At 74.0% G+C, this 21587-nt stretch carries 16 protein-coding genes; 8 read left to right on the top strand and 8 right to left on the bottom strand.

Annotation, left to right across the window (positions count from 1 at the left end; all coding sequences use genetic code 11):
- Window positions 1–52: 52 nt before the first annotated feature.
- From ACWDBE_RS01480 to ACWDBE_RS01465, 4 genes are all read right to left on the bottom strand, one after another.
- The gene (locus tag ACWDBE_RS01480; protein WP_449806829.1) at window positions 53–4234 is read right to left on the bottom strand and encodes a HAMP domain-containing protein; all 4182 of its coding nucleotides are present in this window, start codon (window positions 4232–4234) and stop codon (window positions 53–55) included.
- A gap of 183 nt (window positions 4235–4417) precedes the next feature.
- Complete coding sequence (locus ACWDBE_RS01475; RefSeq protein ID WP_449806828.1) at window positions 4418–4789, bottom strand: STAS domain-containing protein; 372 nt, start codon at window positions 4787–4789, stop codon at window positions 4418–4420.
- 207 nt (window positions 4790–4996) lie between these two features.
- Entirely contained in the window at window positions 4997–5494 is a 498-nt protein-coding gene (locus tag ACWDBE_RS01470) for an ATP-binding protein (protein ID WP_449806827.1), read from the bottom strand.
- A gap of 11 nt (window positions 5495–5505) precedes the next feature.
- Window positions 5506–5979, bottom strand: a complete 474-nt coding sequence (locus tag ACWDBE_RS01465) for an STAS domain-containing protein (RefSeq protein ID WP_449806826.1) — start codon at window positions 5977–5979, stop codon at window positions 5506–5508.
- Between the two features lie 430 nt (window positions 5980–6409).
- Here ACWDBE_RS01465 and ACWDBE_RS01460 point away from each other — a divergent pair, with 430 nt between their 5' ends.
- The 7 genes from ACWDBE_RS01460 (at window position 6410) to ACWDBE_RS01430 (ending at window position 12377) form a co-directional block, all read left to right on the top strand.
- The gene (locus ACWDBE_RS01460; protein ID WP_449806825.1) at window positions 6410–7105 is read left to right on the top strand and encodes a phosphoribosyltransferase; all 696 of its coding nucleotides are present in this window, start codon (window positions 6410–6412) and stop codon (window positions 7103–7105) included.
- A gap of 85 nt (window positions 7106–7190) precedes the next feature.
- The gene (locus ACWDBE_RS01455; RefSeq protein ID WP_449806824.1) at window positions 7191–7766 is read left to right on the top strand and encodes a GNAT family N-acetyltransferase; all 576 of its coding nucleotides are present in this window, start codon (window positions 7191–7193) and stop codon (window positions 7764–7766) included.
- Between the two features lie 101 nt (window positions 7767–7867).
- Window positions 7868–8338, top strand: a complete 471-nt coding sequence (locus ACWDBE_RS01450; RefSeq protein ID WP_449806823.1) for a hypothetical protein — start codon at window positions 7868–7870, stop codon at window positions 8336–8338.
- A gap of 124 nt (window positions 8339–8462) precedes the next feature.
- Entirely contained in the window at window positions 8463–8828 is a 366-nt protein-coding gene (locus tag ACWDBE_RS01445) for a hypothetical protein (protein WP_449806822.1), read from the top strand.
- Window positions 8829–8888: 60 nt separating this feature from the next.
- On the top strand, window positions 8889–9980 hold the full coding sequence (locus tag ACWDBE_RS01440) for a PLP-dependent cysteine synthase family protein (protein WP_449806821.1): 1092 nt from the start codon (window positions 8889–8891) through the stop codon (window positions 9978–9980).
- 50 nt (window positions 9981–10030) lie between these two features.
- Window positions 10031–11260, top strand: a complete 1230-nt coding sequence (locus tag ACWDBE_RS01435; RefSeq protein ID WP_449806985.1) for an MFS transporter — start codon at window positions 10031–10033, stop codon at window positions 11258–11260.
- Between the two features lie 229 nt (window positions 11261–11489).
- The gene (locus ACWDBE_RS01430) at window positions 11490–12377 is read left to right on the top strand and encodes a S1 family peptidase (RefSeq protein WP_449806820.1); all 888 of its coding nucleotides are present in this window, start codon (window positions 11490–11492) and stop codon (window positions 12375–12377) included.
- A 65-nt stretch (window positions 12378–12442) separates the two neighbouring features.
- Here ACWDBE_RS01430 and ACWDBE_RS01425 read toward each other — a convergent pair whose 3' ends face one another.
- Window positions 12443–15646 carry a cytochrome P450 gene (locus tag ACWDBE_RS01425; protein ID WP_449806819.1) on the bottom strand — a complete coding sequence of 1068 codons (3204 nt, stop codon included), beginning with the start codon at window positions 15644–15646 and terminating at the stop codon, window positions 12443–12445.
- Between the two features lie 161 nt (window positions 15647–15807).
- Between ACWDBE_RS01425 and ACWDBE_RS01420 the strand changes: the two genes are divergently transcribed.
- Window positions 15808–16476: a helix-turn-helix transcriptional regulator gene (locus ACWDBE_RS01420; RefSeq protein WP_449806818.1), complete on the top strand. Its 669-nt coding sequence runs from the start codon at window positions 15808–15810 to the stop codon at window positions 16474–16476.
- Between the two features lie 38 nt (window positions 16477–16514).
- Here ACWDBE_RS01420 and ACWDBE_RS01415 read toward each other — a convergent pair whose 3' ends face one another.
- The 3 genes from ACWDBE_RS01415 to ACWDBE_RS01405 form a co-directional block, all read right to left on the bottom strand.
- The gene (locus tag ACWDBE_RS01415) at window positions 16515–17327 is read right to left on the bottom strand and encodes an SAM-dependent methyltransferase (protein ID WP_449806817.1); all 813 of its coding nucleotides are present in this window, start codon (window positions 17325–17327) and stop codon (window positions 16515–16517) included.
- Between the two features lie 248 nt (window positions 17328–17575).
- Window positions 17576–19777: a M4 family metallopeptidase gene (locus ACWDBE_RS01410; RefSeq protein ID WP_449806984.1), complete on the bottom strand. Its 2202-nt coding sequence runs from the start codon at window positions 19775–19777 to the stop codon at window positions 17576–17578.
- A gap of 369 nt (window positions 19778–20146) precedes the next feature.
- Window positions 20147–21532 (bottom strand): carotenoid oxygenase family protein, encoded by a 1386-nt coding sequence (locus ACWDBE_RS01405; protein ID WP_449806816.1) that lies wholly within the window; start codon window positions 21530–21532, stop codon window positions 20147–20149.
- Window positions 21533–21587 lie beyond the last annotated feature (55 nt).

The following is a 21587-nucleotide window of genomic DNA, read 5'->3' as shown; positions in this document are numbered from 1 at the left end:
TGATCTGCGACACCCGCGCGCCGGGCCGCGGTTCCCCCACGCCGAGGAGCGGTCATGACGCGCCCAGCCAGTCCCGCATCCGCTCCAGCAGCCGGCCGGTGTCGACCGGCTTGGTGACGTGGTCGTCCGCACCGGCGGCCAGGCTGCGGTCCCGGTCGCCGGGCATGGCCTTGGCGGTGACGGCGACGACCGGCAGCCGCTCGAAGCGCGCGTCGTCGCGGATCGCCGCGATGGCCGCGTAGCCGTCCATTCCGGGCATCATCACGTCCATCAGCACCAGGTCGGTCTCCGGGTGGCTGCGCAGCAGGTCGAGCCCGGCACGGCCGTCGGCGGCGTGCAGGATGCTCAGCCCGTGCCGTTCCAGGGCGGCGGTGAGCGCGAAGACGTTGCGGATGTCGTCGTCGACGATCAGTACGGTCCGTCCGGCGAGCGGTCCCGCCGGGGCCGTGGCCGTGGGGGGCCGTTCGACGGGCGCGGGAGGCTCGCCGCCGAGCGCCCGGATCACCCGCACCCGCAGCTCGTCCAGTCCGCCGACCTGCTCGACGCCCTCGGGCGGCGCGCCGCCGGGCCCGTACCCGAGCACCGGTGTGCCGCCCGCCGCGAGTTCGCCGAGCAGCGGGGCGAGGTCCGCGGAGGCGACCAGGTCCAGCAGGACGCACCGGTACGGCCCGCTGGTGAGCGCGGCCCGCAGCCCGGCCTCGTCGCCCACCCCGTCGACCCGCACCGCCTCCGCCGTCCCGCCCTCCGATGCGCCGTCCGGTGGCGACGCACCGCCCGGCGAGGAGGCACCGCTCGACAGTGACGCGCCGTCCGACGAGGTCGCCAGGGCCCCGACCGCCGCCCGGGCGAGCTGGGTGAGCAGCCCCGGCGGGTCGGGCTCCACCACCAGGACCCGCGCCTCGGCCCCGTCCGCCGCGGACTCCCCGCCCGCCGTCGCCTGCTCGCCCAGCGGCAGGTACAGCGTGAACCGGCTGCCCTGCCCCGCCGCGGAGCGGACGGTGATGGTGCCGCCGAGCAGCCGGGCGAGCTCCCGGCTGATCGACAGCCCGAGGCCGGTGCCGCCGTAGCGCCGCGCGGTGGAGCCGTCGGCCTGCTGGAAGGCACCGAAGATGGTGTCCAGGTGGTCCGGGTCGATGCCGATCCCGGTGTCGTCCACGTGGAAGGCCACCGCGGCGTGGGTCCGGCCGAGTCCGGGCGGCAGTTCCGCCTCCTCGACGCGTTCGATCCGTAGCTCGACCCGGCCGGTGTCGGTGAACTTGACGGCGTTGGAGAGCAGGTTGCGCAGGACCTGGCGCAGCCGCGCCTGGTCGGTGGCGATCCGCTCCGGCACGGCCCGGTCGACGGACACCTCGAAGGCGAGCCCCTTCTGGTCGGCCAGCGGCCGGAACCCGGACTCCACGTACTCCAGCAGTTCCCGCAGCGCGAAGGACTCGATGGCGAGTTCCATCTTCCCGGCCTCCACCTTGGAGAGGTCGAGGATGTCGTTGATGAGCTGGAGCAGGTCGGTGCCGGCCGAGTGGATCACGCCCGCGTACTCGACCTGCTTGGGGGTGAGGTTGCCGCCGCTGTTCTCGGCGAGCAGCTGGGCGAGGATGAGCAGGCTGTTCAGCGGGGTGCGCAGCTCGTGGCTCATGTTGGCCAGGAAATCCGACTTGTACATGGAGGTTCGGGTCAACTCCCGCGCCCGTTCCTCCAGTTCCTGACGAGCCTGCTCGATCTCCAGGTTCTTCGCCTCGATGTCCCGGTTGCGCTGGGCGAGCAGTGCGGCCTTCTCCTCCAACTCGGCGTTGGAGCGCCGCAGTTCCTCCTGCCCTTCCTGCAACTCCTCGGACCGGGCCTGGAGTTCGGCGGTGAGCCGCTGGGATTCACCGAGCAGCTCGTCGGTGCGGGCGTTGGCCAGCAGGTTGCCGAGGTTGACCCCGCAGGCCTCGGCGAACTGGCCCAGGAAGTCGCGGTGCACCTGGGTGAACGGGTGGACGGAGGCGAACTCCATCACGCCGATCAGCCACTCCTCCAGGGCGATCGGCAGGATGACCACCGAGCGGACGTGGGTGCCGCCCGTGCCTGAGGAGACGGTGGCGTAGCCGGGCGGCAGGTCGTCGACGGCGACGGTCCGCCTGGTCCGGGCGGCCTGGCCGACCAGGGACTCCCCCAGGCGCAGCCGCAGGTGCTCCCCCGCCGGGCGGCCGTAGGCGCTGATCAGGGCGAGTTCGGTGCCGTCCGCGCCCTCCTCGGCGAGGAAGAACGCGCCGTACTGGGCGCCGACCAGCGGGGTCAGCTCGTCGGCGATCATCCGGGCGACGGCACGGATGTCCCGCCGGGCCTGGATGGCGGCGGAGAAGCGGGCCAGGTTGCTCTTGAGCCAGTCCTGCTCCAGGTTGGCCCGGGTGGTCTCGCGCAGCGATCCGACCATCGCGTTGATGTTGTCCTTGAGGTCGGCGACCTCGCCGGAGGCGTCCACGCTGATCGAGCGGGTCAGGTCCCCGGCCGCGACGGCGCTGGTGACCTCGGCGATCGCCCGGACCTGCCGGGTCAGGTTGCCGGCCAGCTCGTTGACGTTCTCGGTGAGCCTCTTCCAGGTGCCGGAGACGCCCTCCACCCGGGCCTGCCCGCCGAGCCGACCCTCGCTGCCGACCTCCCGGGCCACCCTGGTCACCTCGGCGGCGAAGGAGGAGAGCTGGTCGACCATGGTGTTGACGGTGGTCTTGAGCTCCAGGATCTCGCCGCGCGCGTCTACGTCGATCTTGCGGGTCAGGTCGCCGTCGGCGACGGCGGTGGTGACCTGGGCGATGTTGCGCACCTGGCTGGTCAGGTTGTGCGCCATGAAGTTGACGTTGTCGGTGAGCGCCTTCCAGGTCCCGGCGACGTTGGGCACCCGGGCCTGGCCGCCCAGGATGCCCTCGGTGCCGACCTCGCGGGCCACCCTGGTGACCTCGTCGGCGAAGACGGAGAGGGTGTCCACCATGGTGTTGATGGCGTCGGCGAGGGCCGCCACCTCGCCCTTGGCCTCGACGGTGATCCTCCGGGAGAGGTCACCGCGCGCCACCGCCGTCGCCACCTCGGACATCGAGCGGACCTGGCCGGTCAGGTTGGAGGCCATCACGTTGACGTTGTCGGTGAGGTCCTTCCACGTCCCGGAGACGCCCCGGACGGTGGCCTGGCCGCCCAGGTTCCCGGCGGTGCCGACCTCCCGGGCCACCCGGGTCACCTCGTCCGCGAACGAGGACAGCTGGTCGACCATGGTGTTGATGGTCTCCTTCAGGTCCAGGATCTCGCCGCGCGCGTCGACCCGGATCTTCTGGGTCAGGTCGCCCTTCGCGACGGCGGTGGTCACCTCGGCGATCGAGCGGACCTGGGCGGTGAGGTTGTCGGCCATGACGTTGACGGACTCGGTCAGCGCCCGCCAGGTGCCGGAGACGTCCCGGACGTCCGCCTGGCCGCCGAGCCGGCCCTCGGTGCCGACCTCCCGGGCCACCCTGGTCACCTCGGCGGCGAACGAGGACAGCTGGTCGACCATGGTGTTGATGGTCGTCTTGAGCTCCAGGATCTCCCCGCGGGCGGCGACCGAGATCTTCTGGGTGAGGTCCCCCTCGGCGACGGCCGTCGCCACCTGGGCGATGTTGCGCACCTGCCAGGTCAGGTTGCCCGCCATCGCGTTCACCGAGTCGGTCAGGTCGCGCCACGTCCCGGCGACGCCCGGCACCTGCGCCTGGCCGCCGAGCCGGCCCTCGGTGCCGACCTCCCGGGCCACCCGCGTCACCTCGTCCGCGAACGAGGACAGGGTGTCCACCATGGTGTTGACGGTGCTCTTGAGCTCCAGGATCTCGCCCCGCGCGTCCACCTCGATCTTCTGGGTGAGGTCGCCGCGGGCCACCGCCGTGGTCACCTGGGCGATGTTGCGCACCTGCCAGGTCAGGTTGCCGGCCATCGCGTTGACCGCGTCGGTCAGCTCCAGCCAGGTCCCGGTCGCGTCCGGCACCTGCGCCTGGCCGCCGAGCCGCCCGTCGGTGCCGACCTCCCTGGCCACCCGCGTCACCTCGGAGGTCACCCGGGCCAGCTGGTCGGCCATGCCGTTGAAGACCGCGGCGATCTCCCCCAGCACCCCCGGCCGGTCCGGGGAGAGCCGGGTGCGGAAGTCCCCGTCGCGCACGGCGGTCAGCCCGGCGAGCAGCTGCCGCAGCGCCTGCTCGGCCGGGTCGGACGCGGGGGCTCCGGCTACCGGGTGCTCGTCCATCCGTCCACCGTCCGGATCGCTCGCACGGCCGGGGTGCGCCGTCCGGGCACCTCGGCACCGAGGGCGGCGGGCCGCCGCCCTGCTCCCACTCTGCCACCGCGGGCCGGGGGTGACACGTGGGGAGGAGGCCCGGCACTACGGCGCCGGGACCGGCGGGCCCCGGCGCCGTAGTGCGTCAGTGCCTCAGCCCGGGACGGTCTCGCGGATCGGGAAGGCATCCGTGGCGCCGGTGAGTTCGAGCATCCGCAGGATCAGCGGCCGGGGCCGGGCCAGCTCGATCCGGCTGTCGTCCACCTCGGCCCTGGCCTTGGCGCGCAGCAGGACGTTGAGCCCGGTGGAGTCGCAGAACTCCAGCCCGGCGCAGTCCACCACCACCACGGTGGCCGGCTCGGCGAGGGCCCGGTCGAGGGCGGACCGCAGAACGGCCACCGAATCGAGGTCCAGTTCGCCGAGCAGCACCAGCACGGTGCCCAGGGCCCACGGCCGGCTCTCGATGGTGAGCTCCTCGGACCGGTCGGCAACCGGGCCCCCGTGGTTCGACCGGCGCTGCGTCATGGCTGCGCGCTCCTCTCGCTCCGTCCGGCCGCTCGCGCCGCCCGGATCCCGCGCCGGTTCGCGACCGGCACTCCCACATCCACGCGGTTATCCGCTGCGGGGCGCCGGAAACCCCTTCCGGACGGCGCGAAAGGACGCGGCGAGAAGGACGCACGAGGGGGACGCGACGAGGAGGACGCGAGGACGGCGCGACGGGAAGGGCGGCGATCAGCCCCAGTCCGACCGCCCCGACGCCCTGTCCCCGTCCGCACCGGCGACCGTCAGGGCCGGCGGGCGCGACACCTCCAGCCAGACCTGCTTCCCGCCGTTCTCGGGCCGGGAGCCCCAGGCGGCGGCGAGCCGGTCCACCACCCGCAGCCCGTGGCCGCCCGGCCGACTCGTCGCGGCGGACGGGCGCAGCCGCGGCGGGACGGGGCTGGCGTCCGCGACCTCCACGCGCAGCCGGGCGCCGTCCCAGTGGAGCCGCAGCTCGCGCGGGCCGCCGGGGGCGTGCAGACAGGCGTTGGTGACCAACTCGGAGACCATCAGCAGGACGTCCTCGGCCGCGGCCCGCCGGTTCTCGTCGACGGCCGGCAGCCAGTGCCAGGACACCAGTGCCCGCCGGCTGAACTCGCGGCTGCGCTGCACCGCGCCGGCGATGCCGCCCAGCACCAGTCGCCTGGTCTCCTCCCGGTCTGGCGGGCCACTGTTCCCGGGGCGGTTCACGGCCTGCCTCCTCAGCTCGGCTCGGGCGGGGCGCCGGGCCCGGTGGGGCCCTCACCGGAGGCCGCCAGCGCCGTGCGGAGGTCGGGGTGGACGCTCAGCACACCGTCGGCCCCGGTGATCGCGAACAGCCGCGCCACCGGCGGGAGGGGACCGGCCACTTCCAGCCGCAGCCCGGCCGCCTCGGCATCCAGCCGGGCGCGCAGCAGGACGTTCAGCCCGGTCGAGTCGCAGAACCGCAGGCCGGCGAGGTCGACCACGATCCGCTCGATGCCCATCCCCGACGGCGGGCGGGCCAGCACGGCGCGCAGCCCGTCCGCGCTGTCGTGGTCCAGCTCCCCGGCGACGGTGACGATCCGTACCGGGCCGCGGTCGCCCACCGCGACGCGCAGATCGCCGGACGCCAACTCGCCGCCACCGTTCCCACCCGGGCTGCCCCGCCCCGGGCCGTCCTGGCCGACGGGCTCGTGCTCGGGTGACCCTGCCATGGCTCGCTCCCGGTGCGACGGGGACGGTGAGGACGGCGGGGCGCCGTCCCGACCATCATCGCGCGCACCGTACCGGGCCGCGCGGACCGCCGTACCCGTGAGCACCGCGGGTACGGGCGGGGGCACCGTTCGTCGACCGTCCATGCCTGCGCGCCTGCCCCGACACCGCCGGGACACACCCGCCGGGACGGACGCATCGCACCGCAGGTCCCGGTCCGCGCCCCCGGTTCACCCTGATTCGCGCCCCCGGACCACCGGATCGCCCGCCCCGGTTCGCCCTGATTCGCGCCCCGGGTGTTAGAGCCCGCCGCGACCGGGAATCCGCCCTGTGGCGGGGCCCATGGGCCGCTCGCCGGTTCGTACCGCCCCTTGGAGACAGACCCTGGCCCCGACCGGGGCGCTCGGACACCTGGAGGACAAGGACAGGCCCGTGATATTCCTCGACCGCAGCACCGCCGGACACCAACTGGCTCGCAGGCTCGCCCCGCTGCTGGACGGGCCGCCCGGTGGCGCGGTGGTGGTCCTCGGGCTCGCGCCCGGCGGGCTGCCGGTGGCCGCCGAGGTCGCCGAGGCCCTGGGCGCCCCGCTCGACGCCACCGTGGTCCGGCCGCTGGCCGTGCGCGGCCACGACCGTCCGGTCGGCGCGATCGCCGACGGTGACCCGCCGCTGTTCGACCGGTACACCCTGCGGAGCCTGGGCGTCACCGCGGCCGAGCTGGGCGCGAGCGTCAAGCGCGAGCGGGTCGAGGTGCACCGCCGCGAGGCGCTGTACCGCCAGGGCCGGGACCGGCTGCCGCTGCAGGGCCGCACCGCCGTCCTGGTCTCCGACGGACTGACCGACGCCCTCACCACCCGCGCGGCCCTCCACGCCCTCGCCGCCGACCAGCCGGAGCGACTGATCCTCGCCGCGCCGGTCGGCGACGCCCGGGTCGCGGCCGACCTGCGCCACGACGCGGACGCGGTGGTCTGCCTCCACCTGCCCCGCTACGCGCACGCCGCCGGGCCCTGGTACGGCGAGTTCCACGAGGTCACCGACCGCGAGGCGGCCGTCCTCCTGCACCGGCTCACCCCGCCGGGCGACCACCCCCGGGCCGGCCGCACGCCGGGGCACGCCGCCCGGAGCTGAGCCGCGTCCGCCCCCGTCAAGGCCGGTTGCCGGGCCCCGCCAAAACCCGTTGCCGGGAGAAGGGTGCACGGACCATCCTTCCGCCATGAACCATCCGCCGCACGTCATCGCCCTGGACGGGGGCGTCCTGCGCCGTTTCGACGGCGAGTCGGACCTGCCCGAGTACTTCGCCGTCATCGAGGAGTCGCTGGAGCACCTGCGGCCCTGGATGCCCTGGGTGGCCGAGCACAGCCGCGCCAAGACCGCCGAGTTCCTCGCCGGCCGCGCCGAACTCTGGGCGAGCGGACGGGACTTCACCTACGCGATCGTGCGGGACGGCGCGATCGTCGGCGCCTGCGACCTGTTCCGCCGCGACGACACCCCGGCCGAGGCCCGCGAGATCGGCTACTGGCTGCACCCGGCCGCGACCGGGCACGGGCTGGCCACCCGGACCGCGCGGGCCCTGGCCGTCGAGGCCTTCCGCCTGCCGGGAGTGGAGTGCGTCGAGATCGTGCACGACCCGGCCAACCGGGCCAGCGGCGCCGTACCGGCCCGCCTCGGCTTCACCGAGCACCGGCGCCGCCCCGCCGAGGCGCTCGCCCCCAGCGAGACCGGTGAGGAGCTGGTGTGGCGGCTCACCAGGGACCAGGCGCTCGCCTGGGAGCGGGCCTCCGCCGGGTGACCGGGCACCGCCCTCCGGCTTCACGGAGAGGTCAGTTGACGATTCATCACATCAACTGAGGCACGCTATGGCGGAGCAGGAAGTCGGGCTAGGATCACGGCATGGTCACCGGCCGGTCTCCGTTGCGCACACGACGCGCCCGCCCCCGAGGGGTGGCGGCGCGGCTGTTCTGGCTGGGCGCCCTGCTGGCGGCCGTGTTCGCGGCGCACGGGTTCGGTGTCGAGAACGGCGCCGGGCACACCGATCCGATCCGGATCGTCTGGTCCGCCCAGACCGAACAGGCCGTACCGACGGACGACGGCCCGCAGGCCCCACAGGCCCCGCAGGCCCCACAACCCACCCTGCCCGCGCAGCACCAGGAGCACGACGAGGACGCCGACCACCCCGGCGGCGAATGCCTGTCCGGCAAGCCCGAGGACGCTCCCCGCGCCGACGCCGCCCGGTCGGCCGTCGCCGTCCAGCCCACCTTCGGGGACGCCGCACCGGCCCCTGGCCGGGTGGCGCCGACAGCCAGGAGCGCCGAGTCCGGCGTGCCCGAACTCCCGCACCGGATCGCCCTGCTGAGGATCTAAACCGGCCTCCGGGCCGCGCCCCGCCACGCCCGCCTCGCGGTGCGGGCCGGTGCGCGCTGCCCGCGTCCGCCCCCCGTCCTCGCCGATCCGCTGCCGCCGTCGCGCGGCCGCGCGGAGTCCCGTCATGCCGATCAGGCTCCTGGCCGCGCTGTTGCTCGGCCTGTTCTCCCTGCTGCCCGTCGGCTGCCCCCAGCAGCACTTCGACGCCCGGCAGTTCCATCCGGCCGGGGTGAGCGTCCCGGTCGATCCGCACGAGTCCTCCTCCGGATCCCCGGAGCTGCACTGCGCGGTCGGGGAGGCCGCCGTTCCCACGCAGCGGCCGTCCCGGTCCGTCCGCTCCGTCTGCGTTCCCGCGCCCTGCCCCTTCGCCGTCAGCGGCGACGGCCGGGCGGCTCTTCCGGCGCGGCATCCGGCGGCGGCCGTCGTGCGCGCCGCCCGTGCGCCCGGGCCGAGAGGCCCGCTGCTGGTCACCGGTCGGTGGCGGATATAGCCGGTTCGGCGTTCGTCCGAACCGTCGAACTTCCGCCAACCTCCCGACAGGAGACGAGACATGACGTCCCTCACCCATCACACGGACGACCACCCGGCCCTCGGCGGCCTGGTCGGCAACACCCCGGTCCTGCGGATCGGCGAGCCGCTCGCCCCGGCGGGCCGCGGCTTCTGGGCCAAGCTGGAGGGCTTCAACCCCGGCGGCATCAAGGACCGCCCGGCCCTGCACATGGTCCAACGCGCGAGGGCCCGGGGCGAGTTGGTCCCGGGCGGCCGGATCGTGGAGTCCACCAGCGGCACCCTGGGCCTGGGCCTCGCGCTGGCCGGCATGGTGTACCGGCACCCGGTCACGCTGGTCACCGATCCCGGTCTGGAGCCGGCCATGACCAGGCTGCTCACCGCGTACGGCGCCGAGGTGCGGACGGTCGCCAGCCCGCACCCGAGCGGCGGCTGGCAGCAGGCCCGGCGCAACCGGGTGGCCGAGCTGCTGGCCCGCCACCCCGGCTCGTGGTGCCCCGACCAGTACAACAACCCCGACAACACCACCGCCTACACCCCGCTGGCGCTCGAACTCGCCGCCCAGCTGGGCCACCTGGACGTCCTGGTGTGCAGCGTCGGCACCGGCGGGCACTCGGCCGGCACCTCCCGGGTGCTGCGTCAGCTCTACCCGGGCCTGCGGGTGGTCGGGGTGGACACCGTCGGCTCCACGATCTTCGGCCAGCCCGCCCGCACCCGGCTGATGCGCGGCCTCGGCTCCAGCATCTACCCGCGCAACGTCGCCTACGAGACCTTCGACGAGGTCCACTGGGTCGCTCCGGCCGAGGCCGTCTGGACCTGCCGCCGGCTGGCCGCCTCGCACTACGCCACCGGCGGCTGGAGCGTCGGCGCGGTCGCCCTGGTGGCCGGCTGGCTGGCCCGCACCCAGCCGGCCGGCACCCGGATCGCGGCGGTCTTCCCGGACGGGCCGCAGCGCTACCTCGGCACCGTCTACGACGACGAGTACGGCGCCGCGCACGACCTGCTCGACCGCCCGCCGGCCGACGAACCGGACGAACTCGCCCGGCCGGACGAACGGGAGGTGACCCGCTGGACCCGCTGCGCCAAGGTGGTCGACCCGCTGACCCTGGCGAGCACCCGCGGCGGTGCCGAGTGAGGGAGCTGACCGCCCAGTTCCGCGGCCACGAGCGCAGCGTCCGGCTGCTGATGGTCAACCAGTTCACCATCAACCTGGGCTTCTACATGCTGATGCCCTACCTGGCCGCCCACCTGTCCGGGGGCCTGGGCCTGGCCGGCTGGACGGTCGGGCTGGTGCTCGGGGTGCGCAACTTCACCCAGCAGGGCATGTTCCTGGTCGGCGGCACGCTGGCCGACCGGTTCGGCTACAAGCCGCTGATCGTGGCGGGCTGCCTGCTGCGCACCGCCGGCTTCGCCGCGCTCGGCCTCTCCTCCTCGCTGCCCGCCCTGGTCGCGGCCTCGGCGGCCACCGGCCTGGCCGGGGCGCTGTTCAACCCGGCCGTCCGGGCGTACCTGGCACGGGACGCGGGCGAGCAGCGGGTCGCCGCGTTCGCGCTGTTCAACGTCTTCTACCAGGCGGGCATCCTGCTCGGCCCGCTGGTGGGCATGGCGCTGACCGCGGTGGACTTCCGCTCCACCTGCCTGGTCGCGGCCGGGGTGTTCGCGGGGCTCAGCGCGGTGCAGATCCGTTCGCTGCCGGCCCGCCGGGGCGACGGGCCGGCCGGGGGCCCGGAGCGCACGGGTGTCCTCGCGCAGTGGCGCGGGGTGCTGGCCAACCGCCCGTTCCTGCTCTTCGCGGGCGCGATGACCGGCTCGTACGTGCTGTCCTTCCAGGTGTACCTGGCGCTGCCGCTGGAGGTCCGCCGGCTGGGCGGCGACGGCACCGGCGGGACGGTGGCGACGGCGGTGCTGTTCGTGGTGTCCGGGCTGGGCACGATCGTGCTCCAGACCCGGGTGACGGCCTGGTGCCGGGCCCGGATCGCGCCGGGCACCGCCCTGGTCGCGGGGGTGGCCGTGATGGGCTCGGCGTTCCTGCCGCTGCTCGCCGCCTCGGCGCTGCCCGTCCCCGGCGCCGGCCCCGGGCGCTGGGCGCTGGCCGCCGGGCCGCCGGCGCTGGCCGCGTTCCTGCTGGCCCTGGGCACGATGCTGGCCTACCCGTTCGAGATGGACACCGTGGTCCGACTCTCCGGGGACCGCCTGGTCGCCACCCACTACGGGCTCTACAACACCGTCTGCGGGATCGGCATCACCGTGGGGAACCTGCTGACCGGCGCGGCCCTGGACGCCGCCCGCGCGGCCGGGCTGGCCGCGCTCCCCTGGCTGGCGCTGTGCGCCCTCGGGGTGATCTGCGCGCTCTCGCTGCACGCCCTCCACCGGGGTCGGCGGCTCATCGGCCCCGAGCCGGTGCCCGCTCGGTAGGGGCCTCCGAACGGCGGATCCGCGAGGTCACCCCGGGGCCCGCGGGTCCGCCGACACCCCATCAGAAAGCTTGTACCGAACGGTCCGTTTCCTCATACTTCCGGTCAGCGCCTGTCAGGAGCAGATCATCCGTCGTGCTTCCGGAGAGCACCGGCCGGGGTCCGCCCACCGCCTGACCGCGCTTCACGGCCCCAACCCTCAGGGCCGTCACCCCTTCAGGAGGACATCGGTGAGGACCATGCGCACCACCGCCCGCACCGGCACCACGCGCCGCTTCCGCCTGCTCGCCGCGGCCCTCGGCCTGCTCACCGCCACGGCGGTCGCCACGCCGGTCGCCGCCGCCACCGGTCCCGTCGGCACCGCCAAGCCGGAACAGCTCTCGGCGATCAGCGACACCATCCTGAAAGCCGAGGTCAACGGCACCGCCTGGTACGTCGACGAGACCGCCGGACGCGTCGTGGTGACCGCCGACAGCACCGTCACCCCGCTCGCGCTGGCCAAGCTGATGAGCGCCGTCGGACCCGACGCGCCCACCGTCGACGTCCACCGCGTCCCCGGCGTGTTCGCCCCGCTGTTCGCCGCCGGCGACGCCATCTACGGCGGCCAGTACCGCTGCTCGCTCGGCTTCAACGTGGTGAGCGGCAGCACCCACTACTTCCTCACCGCCGGGCACTGCGGCAACGTCGCCTCCGACTGGTACACCGATCTCAACCACACCACCCGGATCGGCCCGACCATCAGCTCGACCTTCCCCGGCCACGACTACGCGCTGGTCCGCTACGACAACAGCGCCCTCAGCAACCCCGGCGGCTTCACCTCCGCCCCGAACGCCTTCGTCGGCGAGGCGGTCAAGCGCACCGGCTCGACCACCGGCACCCACGGCGGCACCGTCACCGGCCTCAACGCCACCGTGCGCTACTCCGACGGCAGCATCGTCAGCGGTCTGATCCAGACCAACGTCTGCGCCGAGTCCGGCGACTCGGGCGGCCCGCTGTTCGACGGCACCAAGGCGCTCGGCCTCACCTCGGGCGGCAGCGGCAACTGCACCTCGGGCGGGACGACCTTCTACCAGCCCGTCAACGCGGCGCTCTCCGCGTACCAGGTCAGCGTGTACTGACCCGACGCCTGTGGGCCCACCGCACCGGGTGCGGTGGGCCCACAGGCCTGTCCGGGGGCGGCCGGTCAGCCCGCGTACACGTCCTCGACGTACCGACCGGCCTCGATCAGCCCCTGCAGCCAGGCCTGGGCGCGCTGCTCGTCGGCGCCCGGGGTGCGCTCCCGGTACAGCGTCCGGAAGGCCTCCCGGACGCCCGGCGCCATCCGGGCGCCGTCGCCGCACACGTACACCTCGGCGCCGACTTCCAGCAGTTCCCACACCTCGGCCGCCTCGGCGGCGATCCGGTCCTGCACGAAACGCCGCCCGTGCCGGGGCCGCTCGCTGAACACTGGCCGCAGCGAGACCGCCCCGGCCCGCTCGGCGGTCTCCAGCTCGCCGCGGTGCAGGTAGTCCGCCGCCTCGTCGTCGCAGCCGAAGTACAGCAGCGCCGGGGCGAGGTCGGCGCCCTCGGCGAGCAGCGCCCGGCGGTCGGCGACGGCACCCCGGAACGGCGCCAGGCCGGTGCCGGCCGCGATCATCACCACCGGGGTGCGGTGGCCGATCCGGAACGCCTCCCGGCAGGGCCGGACCCGGGCCAGCACGGTGTCGCCGACGGCCACCCGCTCGAGGTAGCCGGAGCCGCAGCCGCGGAAGGTGCCCCGGCCCGAGCGGGCCGGCCCGCTGAGCACCGAGACCATCAGCTCCACCTGGCGCGGGTCGCCGGCGGGCGAGGAGGAGATCGAGTAGTGCCGCGACCGCATCGGCGGCAGCAGCTCCAGCAGCACCGGCCAGGTGAGCCGCTCCTGCAGCGCCGGGTGGTCCTCGATCAGGTCCAGCAGGGTGCGCGGGTCGTCCTCGGGCACCGCCCGCAGGGCGGCCTGCTCGGGCGGGCAGGGGTTGAGCGCGGCCAGCGCGGCGCGCTGCTCGGCACTCGGGCGGTCCTGCAGCTCGACGTGGCGGGTGAGCAGCTCGCGCACCGTCAGCGGACGGTCGACGGCCAGGCCGGTGCGCCGGTGCGCCACGACCGACAGCACCGTGTCCGGGGCGGCGCCGAACAGCTTGGCGGCGCGCTCCACCAGCGCCGGGTCGTTGGCCGGGAGCACGGTGAGGTGGTCCGCCGTCCGGTATTCGGCGCCCTCCGGCAGGGCCAGCCGCACCAGCCGCTTGACCCGGTGGTAGGCCGGGTCGGTCAGGCTTCCGACGGCGGTGACGGTCAGCTCCGCCATGTCGTGCCGGGCGGCCAGCGCCGCCAGCGGGCCGCCGGTCACCTCGGTCACCGAGTAGGCGGCCTCCGGCTGCGCCGCGGCGGGTGCGTCGGCGTCCCCGTAGCGCGCCAGCAGGGTCTCGCACAGCGCCTCGGTGAACTGCCGTACGGTGCCGGCCAGGTCGCCCGAGGCGTCGGCCTCGGCGCGGGCCAGCAGCCGGGTGCCGCCGAGCGCGGCGAGCCGGTCGTCGATCAGCGCCGGGACGCGCTGGTAGGTCGCGGCGTAGGTGCGGTCGCCGATGCCGAGGACCGCGTACTCGACGCCGTCGGCCGCAGGGCTCTCGCCGGACTCCGGGTCGCCCTGGAGGCGGCGGAAGAACCGGGCCGCGTCGTCCGTCGGCTGCCCGTTGTAGGAGGCGGCGGTGATCACCACCGGCCGGTCGGTGGGCAGCCCGTCCGCGTACGCGTCCAGCGGGGCGACCGCGGTCTCGCAGCCGAGGTCGGCGGCGGCCTCCGCGAGCTGCCGGGTGAGCTCCCGGGAGGCGCCGTAGTTGGAGCCGTGCAGGAGCAGCAGCCCGGTGCCCTGGCGGACCCGCCCGGGGAGGCCGGTGGCCGGCGCGCCGGTGGCGAGGGGGGAAGCGGCGGAGGAGGCGGAGACGGGGGCCGGGGCGGGGGTGCGCCGGGCGAGGCCGAGGGTGAACCCGTCGGGCTTGATGGTGAGCGTCTGCTTGATGCTCAGCCGGTAGTCGGCGTGGTCGATCAGCCGGTAGCGGTGGACCACCATGCCGAGCAGCATGACGGCCTCGTGCAGCGCGAACTGCCGTCCGATGCAGGCGCGTTCGCCGGTTCCGAAGGGCTTGAAGGCGTGCGGGGAGCGGCCCTCCTCCCGCTCGGGGTCGAACCTGGACGGGTCGAACAGCTCCGGGTTGTCGCCCCACGCCGGGTCGCGGTGCAGCATCGGCGTGGTGACGACCACCGTCTGCCCGGCCCGCAGCGGGATGCGGCCGCCGAGCAGGGTGTCCTCGCGGGCCTCCCGGTTGAACGCGGGCGCCGTCGGCCACAGCCGCAGCGCCTCGTTGAGCACCTGGCGGGTGTGACGCAGCCGTCCGACGTCCTCGTAGGAGGGCTCCGGATCGGTCCGGTCGCCCCACAGCTCGTCCACCTCGCGCTGCACCTGGCGCAGCACGACCGGATTCTTGAGCAGGTAGTACAGCGCGAAGGAGAGCGCGCCGGAGGTGGTCTCGTGGCCGGCGATCAGGAAGGTGATCACCTGGTTGCGGATGTTCTCGGCGTCCAGCCGGGAGCCGTCCGAGGGCCGGACCGCGCCGAGCATCAGGCCGAGCAGGTCCTCGGCCGGGCCCTGGACGTCCTCCCCGGCGCGGGCGGCGATCACCTCGTCCACCACGCCGGCCAGGTAGGCGGCGTCGGCCCGGAACGCCTCGTCGCGCTCGCGGTGGTCGGCGTCCGGGTCCCGGGTCAGCTTGGTCATCGCCCAGTCCAGGCAGCGCACCATGGCCTCGACGAAGGGGTGCGGCTCGTCCCGCTCGAACGACCCGAAGTCGAAGCCGAAGCCGGCCAGTCCGATGGTGTCCAGGGTCATCCGGGTCATGTCGCCGGGCACGTCCACCGGCAGCCCGGCGGCCTCCCGGCGGTCCCAGGAGTCGAGCAGCCGGCGGGCCACCCTCAGCATCACCGGGTGGTAGGTGCGGATCGAGCCGAGCGCGAAGGCCGGCATCAGGATGTCGTGCGCCCGGGCCCAGTTGGGCTCGTCGTTGTAGGCGGTGAACAGGCCGTCGCCGGTGAACAGCCGGACCAGCTCCAGCGTCGGACTGATCGACTTGGTGAAGCGGGCCTCGTCGGCCAGTTCCTCGACCAGCTCCAGGCCGCTGACGACCAGGAGGTCCCGGCCGTACAGCCGCTGGACGTACGCCGGGCCGTGCTCTCTGGCCAGTTCCATGATGCGCAGCACCGGGGCGGCGACCGGCGGCATCGACGAGACGTCCACCAGGGGGACGGCCCGGGCCGCGGCCCCGCCTCCCCGCTCGTCCTCGGTCGTGCTCTCCACGGTCTCCACGGTCTCGGTCATCGCTGTGCCCCTCCCACGGCAGGAAACTTTCTGCTTCCACCACTGTGCGCCCATCGGGCGGGAGGCCAGGCCCCGATCACTACATGATTGTGTAGTACCCGGGGGTGTCGCGGGCTTGCCCACGGACCGTCAGTCATGGCCCCGGGAAAGGAGAACCACCAATGAGGACGACCGAGGGCTGCGGCCCGGTGCCGGACGACCCGCGAGAGGCGGCGGTGATCTGGCGCAACCGGGCACTGCGGCTGCTGGACCACATGCCGCTGCCGATCGCGATGTGCGAGTTCGGCGGGAAGATCCTGATCGTCAACCGTGCGATGGCGGCCGAATTCGGCCGATTGCCAGGACAGTTGCGCAACCGTAGGATCCTGGAGTTCTTCACCCTGCGGGACGCCGGCACCCTGGAGGCGCTCGCCGAGGCCGTCCGGCTGCACCGGCGCTCGCAGTACCCGGCGCGGGTCTCCTGGACGCCCGTGGACGGCCGCGAGCGGTACGGAGAGATGACCGTCGCCCTGGTCGGCGACACTCCGGAGCAGACCCCGAGCATGCTGCTGTCGCTGCAGGCGGCGCCTGCGGGCGCGGCCGCTCCGCCCGGCCCGCAGGCCGAGGTCAGCCCGGTCGAGGCCCGGATCCTGGCCGCGGCGGCCCGGGGCGACACCACGGCGCAGATCGCCCGGGAGATCGGGGTCACCCCCGACGGGGTCAACTACCACCTGACCCGGCTCACCCGGCGCTGGCGCGTCCCCAACCGCACCGCCCTGGTCGCCCGGGCGTACGCCACCGGCGTCCTGGCGCCGGACACCTGGCCGCCGCGGCCGGCTCGTCCGGTGTGACCGGACGGGCATCGGGTCCGGTGCGGCCTGCCGGGACGTCAGTCCGCGGTGCGCCGCTGCGCCTCGATGAAGGCCCTCGTGCCGGAGAGGTCCGGGAGCGGGCGCCCGTAGGCCTCCCCGATCCGGACGAGCGGGGTGATCCCGGTGGTCCAACCGTGCCCGTCGAGCCACCCGTCGGTGCCCGGGCCGAGCCCGCCCCGCCACAGCCCGGTCAGCCGGGCGAGCGCCGGGTCGTGCGGCACGCGGCTCAGGTCCCCGCCCTGCTCCACCAGCAGCCGGCTGCCCGGGGCCGCCGTCCCGGTCACGGCCGTGAGCAGTGCGGCCGCCTCCTCGGCCGTGAGGTAGACCAGCAGGCCCTCGGCGAGCCAGACCGAGCGCCTCGCCGGGTCGAACCCGGCCGCGACCAGCCGCTCGGGCCACCGCGCGTCCAGGAGGTCGGCGGGCAGGGCGGTGCGCTCCGCGCGCGGCACGGCGTCGAGCCCGTCCAGGACCTGCGCCTTGAAGGCCAGCACCGGGGCCAGGTCGATCTCGAACACCCGGGTGCCGGCGGGCCAGTCCAGCCGGTACGCCCGGGTGTCCAGGCCCGCCGCCAGCAGCACGACCTGATCGGCGCCGGCGGCGAGCAGCCGGTCGTCGTAGAAGCGGGTCCGCAGGATGCCGTGGGCGACGAGGGCCCTGGCGAGTGCGCTCTCCGGGCGGGTGGGGGCCGGTTCGAGGCCGGCGGCGGTGACGAACGCGGCGGCGTACGGGTCGACGAAGAGCGGGTCGGGACGGGAGCTCTCGTACGCCCGCACCCGGGCGACGGACAGGGCGGTGCGGGAGACCGGGCTGAGCGGTTCGGAGGTCGTCATGCCCGGCAATCTACGCGGCCCGCCCCCCGCGCCCGGCCCGGCCACCGGTCCGGCTCCGTCCCGTTGCGGGATCCCGCAAGTCGGCTACGAGACCGGCCCATCGGTCCCGTGGGGATGACGCCGCCCGTCCGCCGCCACGGCCCCTCCTTCCGAGGTGATCCGGCCGGCGGAGTGGGTGCCTTCGCCGACCGGATCAGCTCAGTGGACAGTACTCAGCGCTCAGTGCTCAGCGCTCAGTGCGGACGCGGTCAGAAGATGAGCTTCCAGCCGTCGAGGTGGCCCGAGTCGCTGCGGTACGTGTCCTGCACCCGGAGCCGCCAGGTGCCGTTGGCGGGCTGGGCGGAGGCGTCCACGGTGTAGGTCTCGATGACGTTGTCGGCCGAGTCGCCGAGGTTGCCCTTCTTCAGCGAGTACACCGTGCCGTCCGGGCCGACCAGGTCGATGACCAGGTCACCGCGCCAGGTGTGCTTGATGTCCACGGCCACCTTGAGGTCACTCGGCGCCTGGCCCGGGATCCGGTCGACGACGATGTCCGAGAAGACCGCCGGGCCCCCGTCCGGGATCGGCAGGGGGGTGGAGTTCGTGTAGATGCCCCGGGAGACCTTCCAGGTGAACGTCGTCGCAAGGCTGCTGTGGTGGGAGGCCTTGGCGGTGACGGTGACCGTGTACGTGCCGGTACGGGCCGGGACGCCGGTGACGCGGCCGGTGACCGGGTGGAGCGTCAGGCCCTCGGGGAGGCCGGTCGCGTGGTAGGTGACGATGCCGGGGTTGAAGTTGACGGCCTTGATCTGGAGATCGGCGGAGGCGCCGATCGCGGTGATCTGGCCGGCGACGGGGTCCATCAGGAGGCCGTCGACGACGCGCGGGCCGACGTTGATGGCCGCCCAGGCGTTGGCGGTGTTCATGTAGGTCGCGCTGGTCTGCCCGTACAGGTCGGCGGCGGCCTGGAGGGTGGCGGTGCGGGCCGCCGCGTAGTTGGTCGACGAGGTCATGTAGGTGGTGAGTGCCCGGTACCAGATCTTGGCGGCCGCGTCCCGGCCGATGGCGGTCACCGGCAGGCCGTCGGAGGTCGGGGAGTCGTAGGCCACGCCGTTGACGGTCTTGGCGCCGCTGCCCTCGGAGGCCAGGTAGAACCAGTGGTTGGCCGGGCCGGAGGAGTAGTGGACGTCGACGGAGCCGAGGTCCGCCGACCAGTAGTCCCTGGAGCGGCTGTCCTTGGAGGGCTTGTCCATGTAGCGCAGCGGGGTGCCGTCGCCCCTGATGTCGATCTTCTCGCCGACCAGGTAGTCGCCCTGGTCCTCGGAGTTGCCCGCCCAGAACTCGATGGCGGCGGCCATGATGTCGGAGGTGGCCTCGTTCAGGCCGCCGGACTCGCCGCTGTAGATCAGGCCCGCGGTGGCGGAGGTGACGCCGTGGGTCATCTCGTGGGCGCCGACGTCGATGGAGGTCAGCGGCTTGACGTTGCCCGCGCCGTCGCCGTACGTCATGCAGAAGCAGCTGTCGGACCAGAACGCGTTGACGTAGTTCTTGCCGTAGTGGACCCGGGTGTAGGCGCCGACGCCGTCGTCCTTGATGCCGTTGCGGCCGTGGACGTTCTTGTAGTAGTCCCAGGTGAGTTGGGCGCCGTAGGCGGCGTCCACGGCGGCGGTCTGCCGGTTGGCGACGGTGCCGTCGCCCCAGGTGTCGGTCGGGTTGGTGAACAGCTTCTTGGTGGAGCCGGTGGTGCCGTTCAGGTCGTAGGTGCTGTGGCCGCCGCGGGTGTTGTCGGTCATCGCGAAGCCACCGCCGGCCGCCGAGGTGCCGATGGTGACCTGGCCGGAGTACTTGCTGTTGCCGACGCCGGTCTCGACGCCCTGGTACTCGAAGATCTTCTTGCCGGAGTTCGCGTCGGTGATGACGTGCAGCTCGGACGGCGTGCCGTCCTCCTGCGTGCCCGTCACGATCGTCTCCCACGCGAGTCGCGGGGTGCCGGACGCGGCCCAGACCACCTTGCGGGCGTCGTCGGCCGCCGGCTCCGCGACCTTCGCGCTCCCGGCGCTGTCGAGCGCGAGGCCCTTCGCCGAGTCGGCGCTCTCCTTCGCGGTGGTGTCGACGGCGATGTCCGCCTCGGTGGCCTTGGTGACGCCCTTCGTGGAGCCGTCCGCGGCGGTGTGGACGACCAGGTCGCCGCCGAGGACCGGCAGTCCGTCGAAGGTCCGCTCGTAGCGGGTGTGCAGGGTGCCGTCGGCGTCCTTGGTGACGCCCTTGACGATCAGTGCCTCCTTCGAGCCCAGGTTCAGTGACCTGGTGGTCTCCGCCAGCGCCGCGTCCGCCGAAGCCAGCAACTCGCCGCGCTGCTCCGGCGACAGCTGCACCGGCAGCGCGCCGGCGATGGCCTGGACCTCGGCGGGGGCCTCGGCGGGGGTCTCGTCGGCGATGGCGACACCGGACGTCAGAGCAGCCACGATCATCGCGGCGCCGGCTATCAACGCGCCTGCGGCAGTGGTCTTCCTGGGGGATCGAGTCACACTGAACTCCTTCTGCGACGGCCGGGTTGGGGCGGCCGGAGTCAGCCGGGCGGCCGAGGGTGGTGCCGCCCGGTAGAGCTGGTGGTTCGAACGGGTGGAACGGTGTCCGACGTGATTCGCCGCGTCGGGCGGTACGCGTGCGACCGCAAGGGTCTCTGCGGTGATGGGACGGTACAGTGCCAGCTTTGTTGAGAACGCGTCACCCGTACGGCAACAAGTTGGCCGAAATGCTTCGCCATAGACGTAATGTCGAGGTAATGCACCGCCAGAAGACAGGCAATGCAGGCGAAAAACAGACGACCGGAGCGCCCCTCATCCCTCCCGGACGGGGTCGGGGATCCAGCTGCCGTGGAAGCCGGCCGGCACCCGCACCGGCAGGTGGACGGTGGCGAGCGGCGCGCCGGTGAAGTCCTCGGCGGAGAGGACGACCAGGTCGCTCGCGCCCCGCTCGGGGTCGTGGACGTAGACCAGCAGGTAACCGTCGTCCTCGTCGCGGGCACCCTGCCTCGGGACGAAGGAGACCTCGCCGGCGTAGCTGCCGACGCCGAACCGCCGCACCACGCTGGAGTTCCGCCGCAGGTCGTGCTTGATCAGCGCGTCTCCGACGGCCTCCGGGGGCAGTGCGCCGAGGCCGACCGGGCGGGCCAGGTGGCCCAGCAGGTCGGTGGTCACGGTGGAGTAGCCGTAGCGGTGGGCGCCGCCCACCACCGCGGGGCTGACCGCCGGGAACTCCTGCGGGCGGTCGTCCAGGCGGGTCTCGGTGACCTTGCCGGAGACGGTGTCGACGGTCCAGCGGTCCAGGGTGGGGCTGCTCTGGCCGTGCAGCGCGCCGCCGACGAACATCCGCGGGTAGCGGACGACGTCGATGACGACCCGGTGGCCGTCCTCGTGGGCGTTGAGCGTGTGGAAGACGAAGCAGGGCCCGACCTCGTACCAGGCGACCTCGGTGCCGTTGCGGGGCAGCAGCCCGATCCGCGCGCCGCGGCTCTCGTCCCAGACCGCCGGATAGGTCCTGCGCGCCCGGTTGTCGGGCAGGCTGAGGCTCACCGAGAGGTCGAGGACGACGGCGAAGTTCCTGGTCAGCGCCATGTCGTGGACCACCGGCCGGTGCGGCACCGGGACGTCCACGGCGCGGACGACGGCGCCCTGCGGGGAGACCACCAGGTGGCGCAGCGTCTCGCCGTCCCGCTGCCAGGTGACGGCGTGCAGCTCGCCGGTGACCGGGTCCAACTTGGGGTGGGCGGCGAACCCCTCGGGCAACGTGCCGCAGAAGTCGCTCGCGCCCACCGTCTCGATCTCGTAGGAGAGTTCGTACGGGCGGAAGCCGCCCTCGACCAGCGCGAAGGTGCGGTCCGCGTGCCCGATGACGTGGGTGTTGGGCGCGACGTCGGCGATCCGCGGCACGGCGCCGGAGCGCGGCCGCTCCCCCAGGGCCTCGGCCACGGCGGCGCTGCGCACCATCCGGTTGCGGTACCACCGGGCCCGCCCGTCGAGCAGCCGCACCCCGTGCACCATGGCGTACCCGCCGAACAGGTGCCGCGGCCGGCGGTCCTCCGCCCGCATCCCGTTGGGCCCGTTGCGCAGGTACCGACCGTTGAGCTCGGGCGGCAGCGTCCCCGTGACCGGCAGGTCGAACGCGGTGACTTCCTCGGCCACCGGCGTGTACGCCCCGGTGAACGGATTGGTGACGGTGGACACCGCGAACTCCTCCAGGCCGTTTCCGACTTCCGCTGCCGCCCCGCTGCTACGGCGG

Source organism: Kitasatospora sp. NPDC001132 (genome assembly GCF_053598415.1).
Note: the sequence above shows the minus strand (reverse complement) of the source record. Positions and strands in the feature narration are given on the sequence as shown.

What these genes read in the sequence shown, in the direction of transcription:
- ACWDBE_RS01480 (WP_449806829.1), bottom strand. Translation starts at nt 4,234, where the DNA reads ATGGACGAGCACCCGGTAGCCGGAGCCCCCGCGTCCGACCCGGCCGAG.
- ACWDBE_RS01475 (WP_449806828.1), bottom strand. Translation starts at nt 4,789, where the DNA reads ATGACGCAGCGCCGGTCGAACCACGGGGGCCCGGTTGCCGACCGGTCC.
- ACWDBE_RS01465 (WP_449806826.1), bottom strand. Translation starts at nt 5,979, where the DNA reads ATGGCAGGGTCACCCGAGCACGAGCCCGTCGGCCAGGACGGCCCGGGG.
- ACWDBE_RS01455 (WP_449806824.1), top strand. Translation starts at nt 7,191, where the DNA reads ATGAACCATCCGCCGCACGTCATCGCCCTGGACGGGGGCGTCCTGCGC.
- ACWDBE_RS01450 (WP_449806823.1), top strand. Translation starts at nt 7,868, where the DNA reads ATGGTCACCGGCCGGTCTCCGTTGCGCACACGACGCGCCCGCCCCCGA.
- ACWDBE_RS01445 (WP_449806822.1), top strand. Translation starts at nt 8,463, where the DNA reads ATGCCGATCAGGCTCCTGGCCGCGCTGTTGCTCGGCCTGTTCTCCCTG.
- ACWDBE_RS01440 (WP_449806821.1), top strand. Translation starts at nt 8,889, where the DNA reads ATGACGTCCCTCACCCATCACACGGACGACCACCCGGCCCTCGGCGGC.
- ACWDBE_RS01435 (WP_449806985.1), top strand. Translation starts at nt 10,031, where the DNA reads ATGGTCAACCAGTTCACCATCAACCTGGGCTTCTACATGCTGATGCCC.
- ACWDBE_RS01425 (WP_449806819.1), bottom strand. Translation starts at nt 15,646, where the DNA reads ATGACCGAGACCGTGGAGACCGTGGAGAGCACGACCGAGGACGAGCGG.
- ACWDBE_RS01420 (WP_449806818.1), top strand. Translation starts at nt 15,808, where the DNA reads ATGAGGACGACCGAGGGCTGCGGCCCGGTGCCGGACGACCCGCGAGAG.
- ACWDBE_RS01415 (WP_449806817.1), bottom strand. Translation starts at nt 17,327, where the DNA reads ATGACGACCTCCGAACCGCTCAGCCCGGTCTCCCGCACCGCCCTGTCC.
- ACWDBE_RS01410 (WP_449806984.1), bottom strand. Translation starts at nt 19,777, where the DNA reads ATGATCGTGGCTGCTCTGACGTCCGGTGTCGCCATCGCCGACGAGACC.